This is a genomic window from Streptomyces sp. NBC_01433, assembly GCF_026340105.1.
In the GTDB taxonomy this organism is placed as follows: Bacteria; Actinomycetota; Actinomycetes; order Streptomycetales; family Streptomycetaceae; genus Streptomyces.
This window is the reverse complement of record NZ_JAPEPM010000003.1, coordinates 336,021-350,529: the sequence shown is the minus strand read 5'-3', so window position 1 is coordinate 350,529 and position 14,509 is coordinate 336,021. Positions and strand designations below refer to the sequence as shown.

Here is a 14,509-nt window from a genome sequence, read left to right as displayed (position 1 = left end):
ACAGTCCTTCGATGTCCTCACACGTCACCCCGCGGTGGAAAGTCCCACAGGTTGATCATGACTCGATAGGCGCCCAGGGCGAACTCGTACCTGCTTCTCGGTGTTCGGGGAGCAGGTACGGGGTGGTCAGCCGGTGGTCGCCCGGGATGCGCCGAGGGGGGAGCGGTACCGATCCATGATCCCCTCAACGATTCTCATCAGCCGATCCCCCACCTGATCGATGCTTCCGTTCTGCGAGCTGACCTGCGCGCCTTCGAGTACGAAGGTGATCTCGGCCGCGACCTGCTCGGGGTCGGAGAGCCCCGCCTCGGCACACATCCCGACGAGTCTGCGGGTCTGGTGGGCCTTGTGCCCCTCGATCACCTGCCGTGCGGGATGGGAGCGATCGGGCAGCTCGGCGATGGAGTTGATGAACGGGCAGCCCCGGTGCGAGATCTCCGGCAATCCCCCGGCGATGAAACGGGCCAGGCCCAGGATCTGCTCCCTGGGCCGGCCGGGGTATGCGGCCTCGACCCGGTCGAAGGCGGCCTGATAGTCGGTGGCGACGATCCGCAGCCACTCCGCGACCAGCGCGTCCTTGGTTTCGAAGTGCCGGTAGATCGCCATTTTGGTGGTCTCGGCCCTCTCGGCGATCGCCTGGACGCCCACCCGCCGGATCCCCTCGCTCTGGAAGAGCTCTTCCGCCGCGTCGAGGATGCGCTCACGAGGCGGCAGTTTCGCCACCCTGCTCGGCCTTCTGACGGTCGATGCCATGACTGCTCCGTGACGTCCGGTCGGTTGCGGGGCCCCTCACCCCGCACTAAGGTACCAGTCCGTTCCATACGATACCGATGGGTATCGTCAGGGACCCATCGGTATCATCCTTCCACTGGGAGTGACAGTGAGAATTACCGAGTACGTGAGCTTCGACGCGGTCGGGCTCGCGGAGCTGGTGGCCAAGCGCGAGGTGACCCCCGCCGAACTGGAAACAGCCGCACGCGAGGCCGCACAGGCGGTCGATCCGCAGATCAACGCCATCGTGGAGACATGGCCGGCCGACGACGAGCCCGACCCCGGCAGCACATCACTGGCCGGGGTTCCTTTCCTGATCAAGGACATCGGGGTCTCCATGGCCGGGCGACGAATGGAGCTGGGCAGCCGTCTCGCGGTCGGCAACGTCGCCGGCGCCGACTCCTCCCTGATGCTGCGTTTCCGTCGCGCCGGCCTCGTAACGTTCGGGCGTACCGCCACACCGGAAATGGCCTACAGCATCACGACGGAACCGATGCTGCACGGCCCGACCCGCAACCCGTGGAATCTGGAGCGGAGCGCGGGCGGGTCCAGCGGAGGCGCGGGGGCGGCTGTCGCTGCCGGGGTGGTACCGATCGCACACGCCACCGACGCCGCCGGCTCGCTCCGCATCCCCGCCGCCTACAACGGCCTCTTCGGGTTGAAGCCCACCCGCGGCCGGGTCTCCATGGGCCCCGGCGTCGACGAGGGTTTCAACGGCCTGGCCGTGCACGGCAGCATCAGCCGCACCGTACGCGACAGTGCGGCACTGCTCGACCGGATCCGAGGCCCGGAACCGGGTGACCCCTACTTCGCCCAGCAGCCGTCCCGGCCCTACTCGGAGGAAGTCACCCGCCATCCGGGCTCGCTTCGGATCGGTGTCCTCGCCCAGGCATGGGGCGGACGCCGCACCACCACACCAGTGGCCGAAGCCCTCGCTCGCACCATGCGTCTGCTCGAATCCCTCGGCCACCAGGTGGAGGAGGTCAAGGTCGACCTCGGTGCCGACTGGGAGGAGTTCGTCCTGGCCAACGCCCGTCTGTCGACGGCAAATCTCGCGGCCTCGGCCGACGAGCTGGCCGCCGCCCTCGACCGGCCTGTCGACTCCTCAACCCTTGAGCCGGCGACCCTTGCCGGCTATCACTACGGACAGCGGGTCAGTGGCGCCCAATTCGTCACCGCTCTCGCGATCCGGAACCGGGTCGCTCGAAGCCTGGCGCGGTACTTCGACGCTCACGACATACTGCTCACCCCGACCTTGCCGGAGCTTCCCATGCTCCTGGGGACCTATGCCGAGGGCGCGGAGGCGCTGGACGGCCTCGGCTGGATCGACCGCCTCAACGACCGCTCGCCGTTCACCATGCCGTTCAATGTGGCGGGCACACCCGCCATGTCCGTGCCGGTGATGGCCGACGCCGGGACAGGGCTCCCGATCGGTATGCAGTTCGCTGCCGACTACGGGCTCGAAGACCGCCTCTTCCGCCTCGCCGGACAACTCGAACAGGCAAGCCCGTGGTCGGGCCGAACCCCCACGGTGTGGGCAGGGAACCGCACGAGCCACTGAGAAGTGCTTCTGGAGAGCCGGGAGTTCCATGGCCAGGCCTGGCACTGAGCGAGCAGCAGAATCACGTCGTGCGTGCCGTCCCGGTACTCCCGGCGTCCCGGGGCCGGTCCCGAGCGAGGCTCCCGCTTCGGCGATGTCAACCTGGTGGTGTCGCACAATTGGCGAATGACGTACACGGAGGATGCGGCCACCGCACACGCCTGGACGGCCCTGGGGGGCCGGGATCAGCTGGTTCAAGGTGTGTCTTTCAAGGGAGCCGGCGATGTCCTGCCGTCCCGTCTGCCGGTCAGGGAACTGGCGCGGGCCTGCGTAGGGGTGTCCTCGCTGGCGGCGGCGGAACTGCTCGCGCTGCGCAACCGCGTGCCGGTGCCGGCGGTGCGGGTGGACGAGGCGGCGGTGGCCACCGCGTTCGTCAGTGAACGCCACCTGCGGATCGACGGCCGGGCCCCGACGTCCTTCGCCCCGTTGTCCGGGTTCTGGCGGGCGGCCGACGGATGGGTGCGCACCCACGCCAACTATCCGCACCACCGTGCCCGGCTGCTCAGCGCACTGGGCGTCGCGGACACCGGACAGGACCAGGCGCTGGTGGAGGTGCTCTCGAAGGAGCTGGCATCCCGTCCGGCCCTGGAAGTCCAGGAGACCGTCTACGCGGCGGGCGGTCTGGCCGTGGCCGTGGCTTCCGCACCCGCTGCGGCCGGACCCGCCCTCATCGAGACGCGGCGCGTGGGTCGGAGCAGCCCCCGCCTGCCGGGTCCCGCATCCGTACCGGCCCAAGGCGTACGGGTCCTGGACCTGACCCGTGTCATCGCCGGTCCCGTCGCCACGCGCACGCTGGCGCTGCTGGGCGCCGACGTACTGCGCGTGGACACTCCCCGGTTCCCCGAGGACGCGGATGCCCACGCCGACACCGGTATGGGCAAACGCTCCACGCTGCTGGACCTCACCGACCCCGCCGACCGGCACGCCTTCGAGGACCTGCTCAGCCAGGCGGACGTCGTGGTGACCGGCTACCGCCCCGGGGCCCTGGACCGGCACGGGCTGAGCCCCGACGAGCTCCTGGCCCGGCGTCCCGGACTGATCGTCGCCCAACTGTGCGCCTGGGACCGGTCCGGTCCCTGGGCCGGGCGCCGCGGCTTCGACAGCCTGGTCCAAGCCGGAACCGGAATCGCCGCGATCGAGGCCACGGCCGACGGCCGCCCCGGTGTACTGCCCGCGCAGGCACTGGACCACGGAACCGGCTACCTGCTCGCCGCAGCCGTCCTGCGCGCACTGAGCGACCGTCAGGCCACCGGGGGCGGACGGCATCTTCGTCTCTCCCTGGCGGGCACGGCGTCCTGGCTGCTGCACGGCATCCGCCCCGCTCCCGCACAGGACGAAGCCGACACCTACGATCCCGGATCCTGGCGCACCGAGACGGAATCGCCGTACGGTCCGCTACGCCATGCCTTGCCCCCCGTCCACTACGACGGCGCGCCCTCGAACTGGAACCGCGCTCCGACCCGGTGGGGCACCGACCTGCCGAACTGGACCTGAGCCGAGGGCGCTTGGACCGTAGTAGGCATATCGATCCGATCGCATGATGAGGCGGCCGACACCACAACAGATCCACGACACCCAAGGCACCGGCCACTGCGGCGGCTTCTTCGTCATCGACCTTGCCCGGCGCACCCTGGTGCACCGGGCGGACATGAGCGCGGTCAGCAACGGCTTCGCGGCCATGGTAGCCAACGGCGGCGTGGTCTACGGCGTCTGCGATACGACCGTGTCCCGCTTCGACCCGCGCACGTTCGCCATCAGTACGATCGTGTTCATGGGGCGCCTCCGGGTCGTCGCCGTACCATACGTACGCAATGGCGACCTTGGGCGTGTTAGGAGCAGTGACGCTCGGCCAGCTGTATGGCGAGCTCAAGCGGTCAGCGCATCACCGCTGTTCAGAAGGTCAGCGTAGACCTCTGCCGGAAAGTGGTAGCCGTGGGTCTTGCGCGGACGGTGGCTGAGTTCGTGGGCGACGGTGTCCAGGTCGGCCTGGCTGAACGTGCGGAGGTCCGCGCCCTTGGGGAGGTACTGCCGAAGCAGCCGGTTGGTGTTCTCGTTGGTGCCGCGCTGCCACGGGCTCCGCGGCTTGCAGAGGTAGACCGGCATCCCGGTCTCGGTGGTGATGGCCTGGTGCTCGGCGATCTCCCGGCCGCGGTCCCAGGTGAGCGTCCGCCGCAGTTGGGGCGGGATAGCGAGGAGGCTCCTGGTGAGGCTGCGGTCGATCGCCTGGCGCCGGCGCGGGCCGTAGAGCGAGAGGTAGATCGCTTCGTGCGAGATCCGCATGGAGGTGTCACCAGGGAACTGGCGTCGCAGCCAACCTGCGATCTGCTCGGGAGGCCAGCACAGAGCCAGCTTGGCCTCCACCAGGGCACGCAGAGCCGGCCGTTGGGCGAGTTCGGCCCGCTTGGGCCGGCGCCCGGGCGCGTAGGCGGCCTCATCGGCGGAGGCGCACGGTAGCGGCCCCGTCCGCCGTTGCGGGCGATCTCGCGGGAGACGGTCGAAGGCGATCGGCCCAGCCGGCTGGCCAACTGGCGCGCAGATTCCCCGGCGGCGATGCCTCGGGATATCTCTTCACGCTCGCTGCCGCTCAGATGCCGCTCCGATCGCTGCTGCGGGGCAAGGCGGACACCGCCACTCTGGCTACAGGAACCGGCGGGCGTGCCGCATCGGTGCCCCGAGCGCCCGCCCGATCAAGCTGAACGACTGCCCCTCGCGTCAGCGTCTCCAGATCTCATCCTGCTGAGCCGGCGAAAACCCGTAGTCACGCACCTGCGCCTCCACGATCACATGATCATCCGTGGGTGGTGCGTTGATTACTTGAGGGCGCCATGTCTACCGACATGCGCCGCTGAGTGGAGGCGTCGCGGATGTTGAGCATTGCGCGCCAGTGTCAACGTTCCGGCTTCGGGTCAGGCTGGCGGGTCGGGGTGTATCTGGCGAGCATGGTCTGGACGGCCTGTTCGACGGCGTCGTGGATGTCGGAGGCTGCGGGGTTCCAGTCGGTCAGCAGCATGCGGGGCCACAGGACGTAGTTGGCGATCATGCCGAGGAACTGGTTCGCGGCACTCGCCGCGTCCGGGACATCAGCGTTGCCCGCCTCGTGCTCGGATTCCAAGTAGTGCTGAACGGAGGTGAAGTAGGGCAGTTTGCCGAGCTGGAACTGCATCCGTCCCAGTTCGGGGAAACGAGGCAGTTCGGCGATGACGATCCGGAACAGGGCTGTCATGCCGGGCTGGCCGACCAGGTCGGCATAGCGGTGGCCGACGGTTGTCAGTCCGGAGCGCAGATCTCCGGTCTGTGGCCGCGCGGCAGCGTCGCCGGCGTCACGCTGCCAGGACTCGGTGACGATGGCCTCGAAGAGGGCCGCCTTGGTGGGGAACCGCTTGAACAGGGTGGACTTCGAGACCCCGGCCGCTTCGGCGATCCGGGCTAGTGAGGTGCCGTCGTAGCCGCGATCCAGGAACAGTTCTGTGGCTGCGGTGGTGATCGCCTCGCGTTTCTGCTCAGCGAGTCTGCGGTGGTGTGCGGAGAGTTCTGCTGCCATGCGGACAGTATGCCGCAGACCCGAGGCGAGTCACTTGACTCACCTCGGGAATCTGCTTACGGTGCACCAACAAGGCGAGTCGGGTGACTCGCATCTGATCTGTGGCACCTAGGCGCATTCTGGGGTTGTCGCACGGTGGAGGAAGTTCATGACAATCGACGAAATCGCTTTGGTGACCGGTGCGAATCGCGGCCTCGGGCGCAGCGCGGCCATCGCTCTGGCCACACGCGGGGTGCGGGTCTTGGTCACCCACCGCGGTGATGCGGCCGGAGCTGAGAAGACGGTGGAACAGGTGCAGGCGGTGGGTGGGACTGCCGCTGTTCTCCGGCTCGACATCAGCGACGTCTCCTCTTTCGCGTCCTTCACCTCCGAACTGAGCGAGCAGCTGGAGCGCTGGGGTACTTCGCGGCTCGACATCTTGGTCAACAACGCGGGAGTGGGGGTCTTCGGACCGCTGGAGGACGTTACGATCGACGACTTCGACACGGTGATGGGCACCAACGTCCGGGGCACGTCCTTCCTCATCCAGTCACTTGTGCCGCTGCTGACCCGAGGCGGCCGCATCATCAACGTCTCGACGTCACTGACCCGCCACACCAGCCCCGCCACCTCGGTCTACTCCGCCTCGAAGGCCGCCGTCGAAGCCTTGAGCCGCACCCTCGCCGCAGAACTCGGCCCGCGCGGAATCCGGGTCAACTCCATCGCCCCGGGACCGACCGCCACCGATTTCAACGGTGGAGCGATGCGGGACGACGCCGGGATGCGCCAGGTTCTGGCCGGACAGACCGCGCTCGGCCGCGTCGGCGAACCTGAGGAGATCGGCGACGCCATCGCCACGCTGGCCTCCGAGGGCCTGCGCTGGGTCACCGCCCAGCGCATTGAGGTCTCCGGCGGCGCCCTCCTCTGAGCGACCGGGCCACGGCCTAGAGAGACGCAGGCAGCGACGGCCCCGACTCACTCCCAGCCGGTCTCGTCCTCGTCCGGTTCCGGCGCATCAGGGTCCCGAAGCGGGCGCAGGACGTCGGCGGCGGAGGTCGAGGCGGTGAAGCTGTAGTGGCCGAGCAGGTTCTTATCTGGACACTCCCGGGTGGAGTTCACCTTTTCGGCGTCGCGCTCCTCGTCGCCGCTCGTTGATGGTGCTGTGGAGTGCGAACTGCGGGTGGTGAAGGACCGAGACGGCGGCATCGTCCGTCGCGTCCGGTTGATCGACGCATCCGGTTCCGAGGTCGGTCCGGTCTGCCGGTTTCTGGGGCATCTCAGTGATCGGGGGCTGTCGCCGAACACCTGGTGCGCCTACGCCTACGACCTGAAGTGCCTGTTCACGTTCCTGGCCCGGGAAAGCCTGGACTGGCGGGACTTCCGGGCGCCCGACGCGTTGCGGCTGCTGGGCTTCCTGCGCCGTCAGCCGAGCCGCCGGCCGGCCCAGCGTCTCGGGTTGACCGTCGTGGTCGGCGGAGCGGACCTGCCTGGCAGTCTGCTGTCGCCGTCGACGGTGAACCGGATCCTGGCCGCGGTGTCGAGCTTCTACGACTGGGCCATGGTCGCCGAGGAGTACGACGGCGAGAACTCGCCGATGCAGATGCGCCCGGACCCGGCTCTCGCAAGGGTGCCGGGCCGGCATCAGCCGTTCATGGGTAAGGCCAGCCGCCAACAGCCGGTGCGGCGCACGGTCACGGTCAAGCAGCCGCGGCGGCTGCCGCGTCCGATGGACGAGGCGGTGTTGGAGGGCTTCATCGCGAGCCTGACGAAGCTGCGTGACCTGGCGATGTTCCTGTTGATGCTGGACGGGGGGCTGCGGCCGGGCGAGGTGCTGTCCCTTCATCTGGCCGATCTCTCCTACGGGCGGCGACGGGTGACGATCGGCAAGCGTGACGACCACCCCGGCGGAGCCCGCGGGAAGTCGCGCTCCGAGAGGGTCGTCGACCTGCACGATCCGCGCACACTGGACGCGGTCAGCCGCTACGTCATGCACGAGCGGCCCCTGGAGTCCGCCAGCCCATTCGTGTTCCTCATCGGCGGCAACGGAGCCCGCAGGCTGGAGCCGCTGAGCTACGACGCGCTCGTCCGGCTGTTCTCCCGCCGGATGGCGAAGCTCGGCGCGCGCACGCCGGAGGCCACTCCGCACGCTTTGCGGCACACCCACGCCACGGCGATGTGGGAGGGCGGGATGCGCGAGTTGTCGCTGCAGAAGCGGCTCGGACACGCTTCGCCGGAATCGACGAAAATCTATACCCGGGTTTCCGATGAGGCGGTGCTTGCCGACTACACCCGGGCCTTGGAGAACAAGCGGTGAATGCCCTGGCAGCGGTCCCGGGCCTGCCGGACCGGCGGCGCCACGTCCCTCGGGAGGAGTACGCCGCGTGGGTCCGCGCCACCTTCGCCGACGCACGAGGGACGATTAGCTCGCGGCTGTTCTTCTACAACAGGTTCGTCCAGCACTGGCCCGACCTGGAGGACTGGTTCGCCGCCCCACTGCTGGACAGGCTGGACCTGCACGCCGACGCGCCCCCAGGCTCCGGCAAGCACATGGGTATCTCGCACGAAGCAGGGTCCTACCTGGCCTACCTCTCACTGGTCCACCGAATCCCGATGGACGCCGGCTGGGTGTTGGCCCGGAACTTCGACAGCCTGTTCAACCCCCGCGTTGCCCCCACACTCGGGATGGACCTGGACCTGGTCGACGCGCTGGACGAACGTCAGCGGCAGCTCGGCTACCGCAGCGGCCGCTCGCTGCTGACCTGGGGAATTGCTCGCCTCGTCCTATGGAGGGGCGATCCGGACATCACCGCCATCACCTACGACGACCTTGGCGCGTTCGGCGAGGAGATCCGCCGCTGGTGCGCGATGCCGGAAGCCCAGACTGTCCGGGCCGCCCACGTCCACCGAAACCGCCGCGACAGCGACCCTGCCACGCTCACCGCCGAGTTCGAAAAGGCATGCCTGAGCCGCCTGCACGGCCTGCACGTGCTGCTGTTCAACACCGGGCAGGTCAAAGAACCACCGTTCCACGGGCTGAAGACGTGCGAGCTATGGCGCCAGGAACTCACCTCCCCGGAAACCCCGCCCGCGATCGCAGCGCCGGTTAACCGATGGCTGTCCGGACGCCTGCAGACCACCGACCGAGCGGAGTCCGTGCGCAACTGCCGGGACGCTTTCCGCTACTTTCTGCGCTGGCTCGCCCAGTACGCCCCCCAGCTGACGAGCCTCGCCGAGCTGACGCGAACGCACATCGAGGGCTACCTGACCCATCAGCACGAGCGGATCAACCCCCGCAACGGCCAGCCGCTGTCAGCGCGCACCCGCTACACCTACATCAGCCCGCTGCTTCAGTTCTTCCGCGAGACCAGCCAGTGGGGCTGGACGGACGTCCCGGCCAGGCCCTTGTTGGGGCGTTCCGACCTGCCGAAGCTGCCGTCAAGGCTGCCCCGGTTCATCCCACGCGACGAGCTGGACCGACTCATGCAGGCCATCGAGGACCTGGAGGACCCCCACCAGAGGACAGCCTTGTTGCTCCTGCGGTGGAGCGGTGCCCGCCGCGGCGAGATCGCCCGCCTGCCCGTCGACTGCCTCGATGCCTATCCCGACGGCTACCCACGGTTGCGCATCCCGGTCGGCAAGACCTACACCGAGCGCATGATCCCGCTGCACCCGCAGGGCGCCGACGCGCTGCGGAGCCTGATCGAGACGGCCAAGGTCGGCAACGCCGCAGCCCGCCACGACCCATGGGCCCAACGGCCGGTCCGCTACGTGTTCATGCGCCGGGGCAAGCCAATGGGTCGGCAGTTCCTGTTCGACGACGCCCTGGAGATCGCTTGCCGCAAGGCCGGGCTCCTCGACGGCGACGGCAACCACACAGTGACCGCCCACCGGTTCCGGCACTCCGTCGGCACCCAGCTTGCCGAAGGTGGCGCCCAGATCCAGACCATCATGGCCATCCTGGGCCACCGCAGCGCGCAGATGTCGGCAACCTACTCCCACATCACCGACCCCGTCCTGAAGGAGCAGTACGAGAAGGTCATCGCCGCCGGCGGTCGGATTGCGGGCCCGGCCGCAGAGGAACTACTCAGCAGCAGAATCGGCGAGGACACCCTGAACTGGCTCAAGACCAACTTCTTCAAGACTGAGCTGGAACTCGGCCACTGCCTGCGGGCACCAGCCGAAGGACCCTGCGAGTGCGACCTCTACCTGCGCTGCTCGAAGTTCCTCACCACAAGCGAGTACGCCCCGCGTCTTCGGTCCCGACTCGCCCGCGAGCAGCAGCTCGCCCAGGACGCCGTTGAGCGCGGCTGGCCACGCGAGGTCGAACGACATAACGCCATCGCCTCCCGGATCGGGCAGCTTCTCACTGACCTCGGCGAATCTCAGGGCACAGAAACCACTCCGGATAGCGCGGCAGGGCACCTACCATGCGGCAGTGGATCGTAACTGGATGCGGCAACAGCTCGAAGCGTTCGACAACCTGGCCATGCGCTACGAAAACAGCACCAGGCCCGGCGACTACATCGGGGACGAGGCCCTCCTGGAGCAACTGCATCGGGCTGAACCCACGGTGAAGCAGATCCTGCGACGCCTTGACCCTCAACTCGCGCAAGAGATCAACGTCGACGCGATGGCGGGAGAGACACACGCCCGGAACCAGGTGCAGCGAGGGCTGGGCATCCTCACCGACATGGATGAATGGGCAGCCAGGTTGGCACCCGACGCTCCGGCCCTCCCGGCCGACCAGTTCCACCCCTGGGTCTGGGACGCAGCCCGCACCTTCTGGGACTCTCAGCACTACCGCGCAGCCGTGCACGCTGCCGCCAGCGCGATCAACGCTCACCTCCAGGCGAAGCTCGGGCGCCGAGATGTTGCCGACGACAAGCTCGTGCAAGAGGCATTCAGCGACAAGCCGGCCGAGCCGGGCAAGTCTCGGCTCCGTGTCCCCGGCGACGCGACGAGTCCTACCGTCCAAAGCCGGCAACGCGGTGCGCTGCAACTCGGGCTCGGATCGTTCTTCGCCATCCGCAACCCCGCCGCACACGACACGGGCGAGTGGACGGAACAGGAGTCACTGGAACAACTGGCCACCCTCAGCGTCCTTGCCCGCCTCATCGACAGCTGCCAAGTGTCCAGATAAAGGTTCAGGTTGCGGTGCTTGATCGGGGAGAGCCGGGCGATGTCTTCGTCCCGGATCTCGTGGCCCTCGGCCTGGAGCTGGGCGACGGCGGCGTCGATGTAGCGCGTCGTCCAGAGCACGATGGCGTTGAGGACCAGACCGAGCGCGCCGAGCTGGTCCTCCATGCCGTCGCGGTACGCCTGGTGGATGGTGCCGCGCTTGCCGTGGCACACATCGCGGGCGAGCCTGTGGCGGGACTCCTGCACGGTGAGTTGGCGGTTCGTTTGCCGACGGTAGGTGTCGTCGACCGGGTCGACCATCCGCAGCAGGTGTTCGGTCTTGGCGATGCGCCCGTATTCGGCGAACGCCTGCCCCAGCGGGGTGGGGCGTCCCTCGCGGCCGAACATCCGCAGCAGGTCGTAGGCGCGGACCTGGTTGGTCACCAGGGAGCCGGCGGCCTTCAGTATGTCCGGCCAGTGCGTGATCACCTTGTTCAGGTTGACCCGGTTACGGGCCAGGTCCTCCAGCACTCCATACATTCCGGTCTCCACCCCGGGCATGATCGCGCGCCGGAACCGCTGGTCGTCCAGGTCCCGGAACCGCGGGCTGAAGTTGTAGCCGAGGATCTAGAACAGGCCCAACACCATTTCGGAGTAGGAGGCGTTGTCGGTCGCCACCACCTCGGGCTTGACTCCGCCGTCGAGGTTCAGCAGCGCGTCCAGGATGTGCAGGGAGTCGCGCGGGGTGCCGGGCACGACGATCTGCCCGATGCCCGCGACCTGGTCGTTGACGACATTGAGCCAGGTGATACCGCGCTTGAAGCCGAAGTACTTCGGTGATGGCGCCGAGCTGATCGTGCGCACGGGGACGACGAACCGCAGTCCGTTGACCGAGGCGAGTACTCCGCTGCCCCAGAACTGCACGATGGGCACCTGGGCTTGGGCCTCGATCAGCTTCGCGTTTGCCGCGGTGATGGTGTCGGCGCGCAGGTAGTACTGGTCGACGTGGACGAGTCGGGCCCGGGTGCAACCGACGAGCAGTACGAACGCTGGTTCCTGGCCGACTGCTGCCGCTGCGGACGCCGCAAGCACAAGGCCGGCACCTGGCCGGACGGATACATCTGCCGGACGTGCTCGGACCGCGCGGTGCGGATACGTGGCACCTGCCCGGGATGCTGCCAGGACCGGGCGCTTCCCGGCCTCCGCCCCGTCGATGGCGCCGCGATCTGCACGACCTGCGTCGGCTTCTCCCAGACCTTCGACTGTTCGCGCTGCGGCTTCGAGGGGAAACCCCTGGGCGGGCGGCTCTGCGAACACTGCACGCTCGCCGACCGGCTCACCGCTCTCCTGGACGACGGCACCGGCCGCGTCCGGCCCGAGCTGATTCCGCTGTTCGACCTGCTGATCGCCATGGACAAGCCCAGCAGCGGGCTGGCCTGGCTGGCCCTGCGCCACGATCAGCCGGGAAACGCTTCTGAGCGGCTGCGGCAGCTCGGTCTCGGGCAGATACCCCTGACCCACGACGCGTTCCACGAGCTCCAGCCCTGGCGGTCAGCCGCTCACCTGGAAGAACTCCTGATGGCAAGCGGGGCCTTGCCCGCCGTCGACAAGTACATCTGCACTTTCCAGCGCTGGCTGCCCGGCCATCTGGCCGATATCGCCGATCCCGAACACGCGAAGACGATCAAGCTCTTCGCGACCTGGTGCGTCCTTCCCCCGCTGCGGGCACGAGCCGACCGGAGCCGCATCACACCCAGCATCCGCCGGTTCGCCGCCGAGCAGATCAAGTACGCGACCGCCTTCCTCCAGTGGCTCGGCAAGCGCAACACCTCTCTCGCCTCATGCGGCCAGATCGACGTCGACGCCTGGTGGGCCGAGAACAATGAGCACAGCCGCAACGATTTGAGGGCCTTCCTCAACTGGGCCATGCAGAGCCGCTATTGCCGACGCTCGCTCTCTATTCCCGCGATGAAGGCCACCCGACGAGCCTCGCTGAGTGAAGACGAACGCCTGGACGTCCTCGGCCGGCTGCTGACCGGCCAGGACACACCGAAGAACCTCCGCGTCGCCGGCGTCATCGTGCTCCTCTACGCGCAACCCCTCACCCGGATCGTCCGGCTCACCGTCGACGACGTGGTGCACGACGGAGAAGCGGCACTTCTCCGGCTCGGGGAGCCGGCCTCACCCATCCCCGAGCCAGCCGCCTCCCTGCTGCTGGACTACATCGCCGACCGCGACCACATGAACACCGCCACCAACCAGGCATCCTCCTGGCTGTTCCCCGGCCGCCGGGCAGGCCAGCCCTTCCGCCCCGACCACCTGTCCGCCCTCCTCAACGAGATCGGCGTCCCAGCGGCTGCCGCCCGCGGCGCCGCCATCCGGCAACAACTCCTGGAGATACCCGCTCCCGTCGTCGCGGACGCTCTCGGTTACCACGACAAGACAACCACCCGGCTCCTCAAAGAGACCGGAGGAACCTGGAGCCGATACGCCGCTGGAAACCACCTACGGTCACCATCCGGCTGGGCATCACAGAGAACTGACGACAGTTGAACAAGCAAGCTCACCGGTATCAGCCCCCGATCATGTCCCGATCCGGATACTCCACCGGGTGCGGCCGCCGCTGCTGCTATGGTCCGGCGCCATGAACACTGACGACTGGACGGCGTTCAGCGCCATTGCTGCCGCGGTCGGGGTGGTGGTCGCCGCGGTCATGGCGTACTGGACGACCCGCAAAGCGGCGGCGGCCGCCGCGGACTCGGCTTACACCGCGCGAGAGGTGGCGAAGATCGAACGCGATCGCTGGCACCGCGAGCTGACTCCTGAGCTGACCTTCAGCCTGATCCGCGTGGGCCCCAACCGTCTGAGGCTCACCACCACACTCGACGGCCCGGTCGGCCTGGATCACCTCGACACGATCACCCTCACGGTGCGCGACGAGGCCGGACGGGATCACTCAGCCAGACCGCATTACGACGAAGCAATGCGTACGGAGCTGTCGTCGGTGATCTGGGGGCCCGCCCGATTCAGCCCCGGGGTCGACGGGGTTGCCGCGCCCGGCCGCAAGAGCATTATCCGGAGCCTGGAGCGCGGCAACTTCGTGTACCGGCAGATGGATAACTCGGGGCCGCCGAGCTGGTTCCAGGACCCGGGAGACTGGGTGGACGCGTACTGGGACGCGAAACTGCGCCTGCATGCGGTCTGCGAGGTGGAGGGGCGTAGACCCTGGATCGTCGTTGCCGAGGTCGAGAACCCGGGGATGGAGTACATCTCCGACGGCTCAGACGAGATGGAAATTCCGGAGCAGTACCGCTGAATCACGGCTGCCCGGGGTCGAAGCCCGGGCGGCCCCAGCAGCGCCGGAGGACCCTGGCGGCAGGCCCTCGCCGAGCGCCGCTGAACGCCACCCGCCCCGGGCCAGCACAAGCAGCTCACCCGGAGTCCAAACGCCGCTGGAGATCACACACGGTCACCAGCGGGCTGGGTTCCTCGGGGAAATG

General features: G+C 68.2%; 12 protein-coding genes and 1 pseudogene. 8 read left to right on the top strand and 5 right to left on the bottom strand.

The window, feature by feature from the left end; genetic code table 11:
- Nucleotides 1–126: 126 nt before the first annotated feature.
- Nucleotides 127–753: a TetR/AcrR family transcriptional regulator gene (locus OG413_RS38375; protein ID WP_266813817.1), complete on the bottom strand. Its 627-nt coding sequence runs from the start codon at nucleotides 751–753 to the stop codon at nucleotides 127–129.
- 127 nt (nucleotides 754–880) lie between these two features.
- On the opposite strand from OG413_RS38375, the gene OG413_RS38370 reads away from it, so the two are divergent.
- Together OG413_RS38370 and OG413_RS38365 are read left to right on the top strand one after the other, a co-directional pair.
- Nucleotides 881–2,332, top strand: coding sequence for an amidase (locus OG413_RS38370; protein WP_266814287.1), 1,452 nt, complete (start codon nucleotides 881–883; stop codon nucleotides 2,330–2,332).
- Between the two features lie 315 nt (nucleotides 2,333–2,647).
- A complete protein-coding gene (locus OG413_RS38365) occupies nucleotides 2,648–3,865 on the top strand; it encodes a CoA transferase (RefSeq protein WP_323138018.1) in 1,218 nt (405 codons plus the stop codon).
- 372 nt (nucleotides 3,866–4,237) lie between these two features.
- On the opposite strand, the gene OG413_RS38360 is transcribed toward OG413_RS38365, so the two are convergent.
- Nucleotides 4,238–4,909, bottom strand: a complete 672-nt coding sequence (locus tag OG413_RS38360; protein WP_266814285.1) for an IS30 family transposase — start codon at nucleotides 4,907–4,909, stop codon at nucleotides 4,238–4,240.
- A 349-nt stretch (nucleotides 4,910–5,258) separates the two neighbouring features.
- Nucleotides 5,259–5,912, bottom strand: coding sequence for a TetR/AcrR family transcriptional regulator (locus tag OG413_RS38355; protein WP_266813813.1), 654 nt, complete (start codon nucleotides 5,910–5,912; stop codon nucleotides 5,259–5,261).
- 148 nt (nucleotides 5,913–6,060) lie between these two features.
- On the opposite strand from OG413_RS38355, the gene OG413_RS38350 reads away from it, so the two are divergent.
- The gene (locus OG413_RS38350; RefSeq protein WP_266813811.1) at nucleotides 6,061–6,819 is read left to right on the top strand and encodes an SDR family NAD(P)-dependent oxidoreductase; all 759 of its coding nucleotides are present in this window, start codon (nucleotides 6,061–6,063) and stop codon (nucleotides 6,817–6,819) included.
- 47 nt (nucleotides 6,820–6,866) lie between these two features.
- On the opposite strand, the gene OG413_RS38345 is transcribed toward OG413_RS38350, so the two are convergent.
- On the bottom strand, nucleotides 6,867–7,010 hold the full coding sequence (locus OG413_RS38345) for a hypothetical protein (RefSeq protein ID WP_266813810.1): 144 nt from the start codon (nucleotides 7,008–7,010) through the stop codon (nucleotides 6,867–6,869).
- Here OG413_RS38345 and OG413_RS38340 point away from each other — a divergent pair.
- The 3 genes from OG413_RS38340 to OG413_RS38330 are packed head-to-tail and all read left to right on the top strand — an operon-like array spanning nucleotide 7,000 to nucleotide 11,031.
- The gene (locus OG413_RS38340; RefSeq protein WP_266813809.1) at nucleotides 7,000–8,205 is read left to right on the top strand and encodes a tyrosine-type recombinase/integrase; all 1,206 of its coding nucleotides are present in this window, start codon (nucleotides 7,000–7,002) and stop codon (nucleotides 8,203–8,205) included. The two genes, OG413_RS38345 and OG413_RS38340, sit on opposite strands and share 11 nt — an antisense overlap.
- Nucleotides 8,202–10,337: a tyrosine-type recombinase/integrase gene (locus OG413_RS38335; RefSeq protein ID WP_266813807.1), complete on the top strand. Its 2,136-nt coding sequence runs from the start codon at nucleotides 8,202–8,204 to the stop codon at nucleotides 10,335–10,337. The genes OG413_RS38340 and OG413_RS38335 overlap by 4 nt, the downstream gene beginning before the upstream one ends.
- Before the next feature lie 4 nt (nucleotides 10,338–10,341).
- Nucleotides 10,342–11,031, top strand: coding sequence for a TIGR02391 family protein (locus OG413_RS38330; RefSeq protein ID WP_323138017.1), 690 nt, complete (start codon nucleotides 10,342–10,344; stop codon nucleotides 11,029–11,031).
- Here the strand turns inward: OG413_RS38330 and OG413_RS38325 are convergent.
- Nucleotides 11,031–12,035, bottom strand: a pseudogene (locus OG413_RS38325) (transposase); the annotation flags it as partial. The gene OG413_RS38330 and the pseudogene OG413_RS38325 overlap by 1 nt on opposite strands.
- A 120-nt stretch (nucleotides 12,036–12,155) precedes the next feature.
- Between OG413_RS38325 and OG413_RS38320 the strand changes: the two are divergent.
- Both OG413_RS38320 and OG413_RS38315 read left to right on the top strand, forming a co-directional pair.
- Entirely contained in the window at nucleotides 12,156–13,562 is a 1,407-nt protein-coding gene (locus OG413_RS38320; protein ID WP_266813805.1) for a hypothetical protein, read from the top strand.
- Between the two features lie 91 nt (nucleotides 13,563–13,653).
- A complete protein-coding gene (locus OG413_RS38315) occupies nucleotides 13,654–14,325 on the top strand; it encodes a hypothetical protein (RefSeq protein WP_266813803.1) in 672 nt (223 codons plus the stop codon).
- The last annotated feature ends 184 nt before the right edge of the window (nucleotides 14,326–14,509 follow it).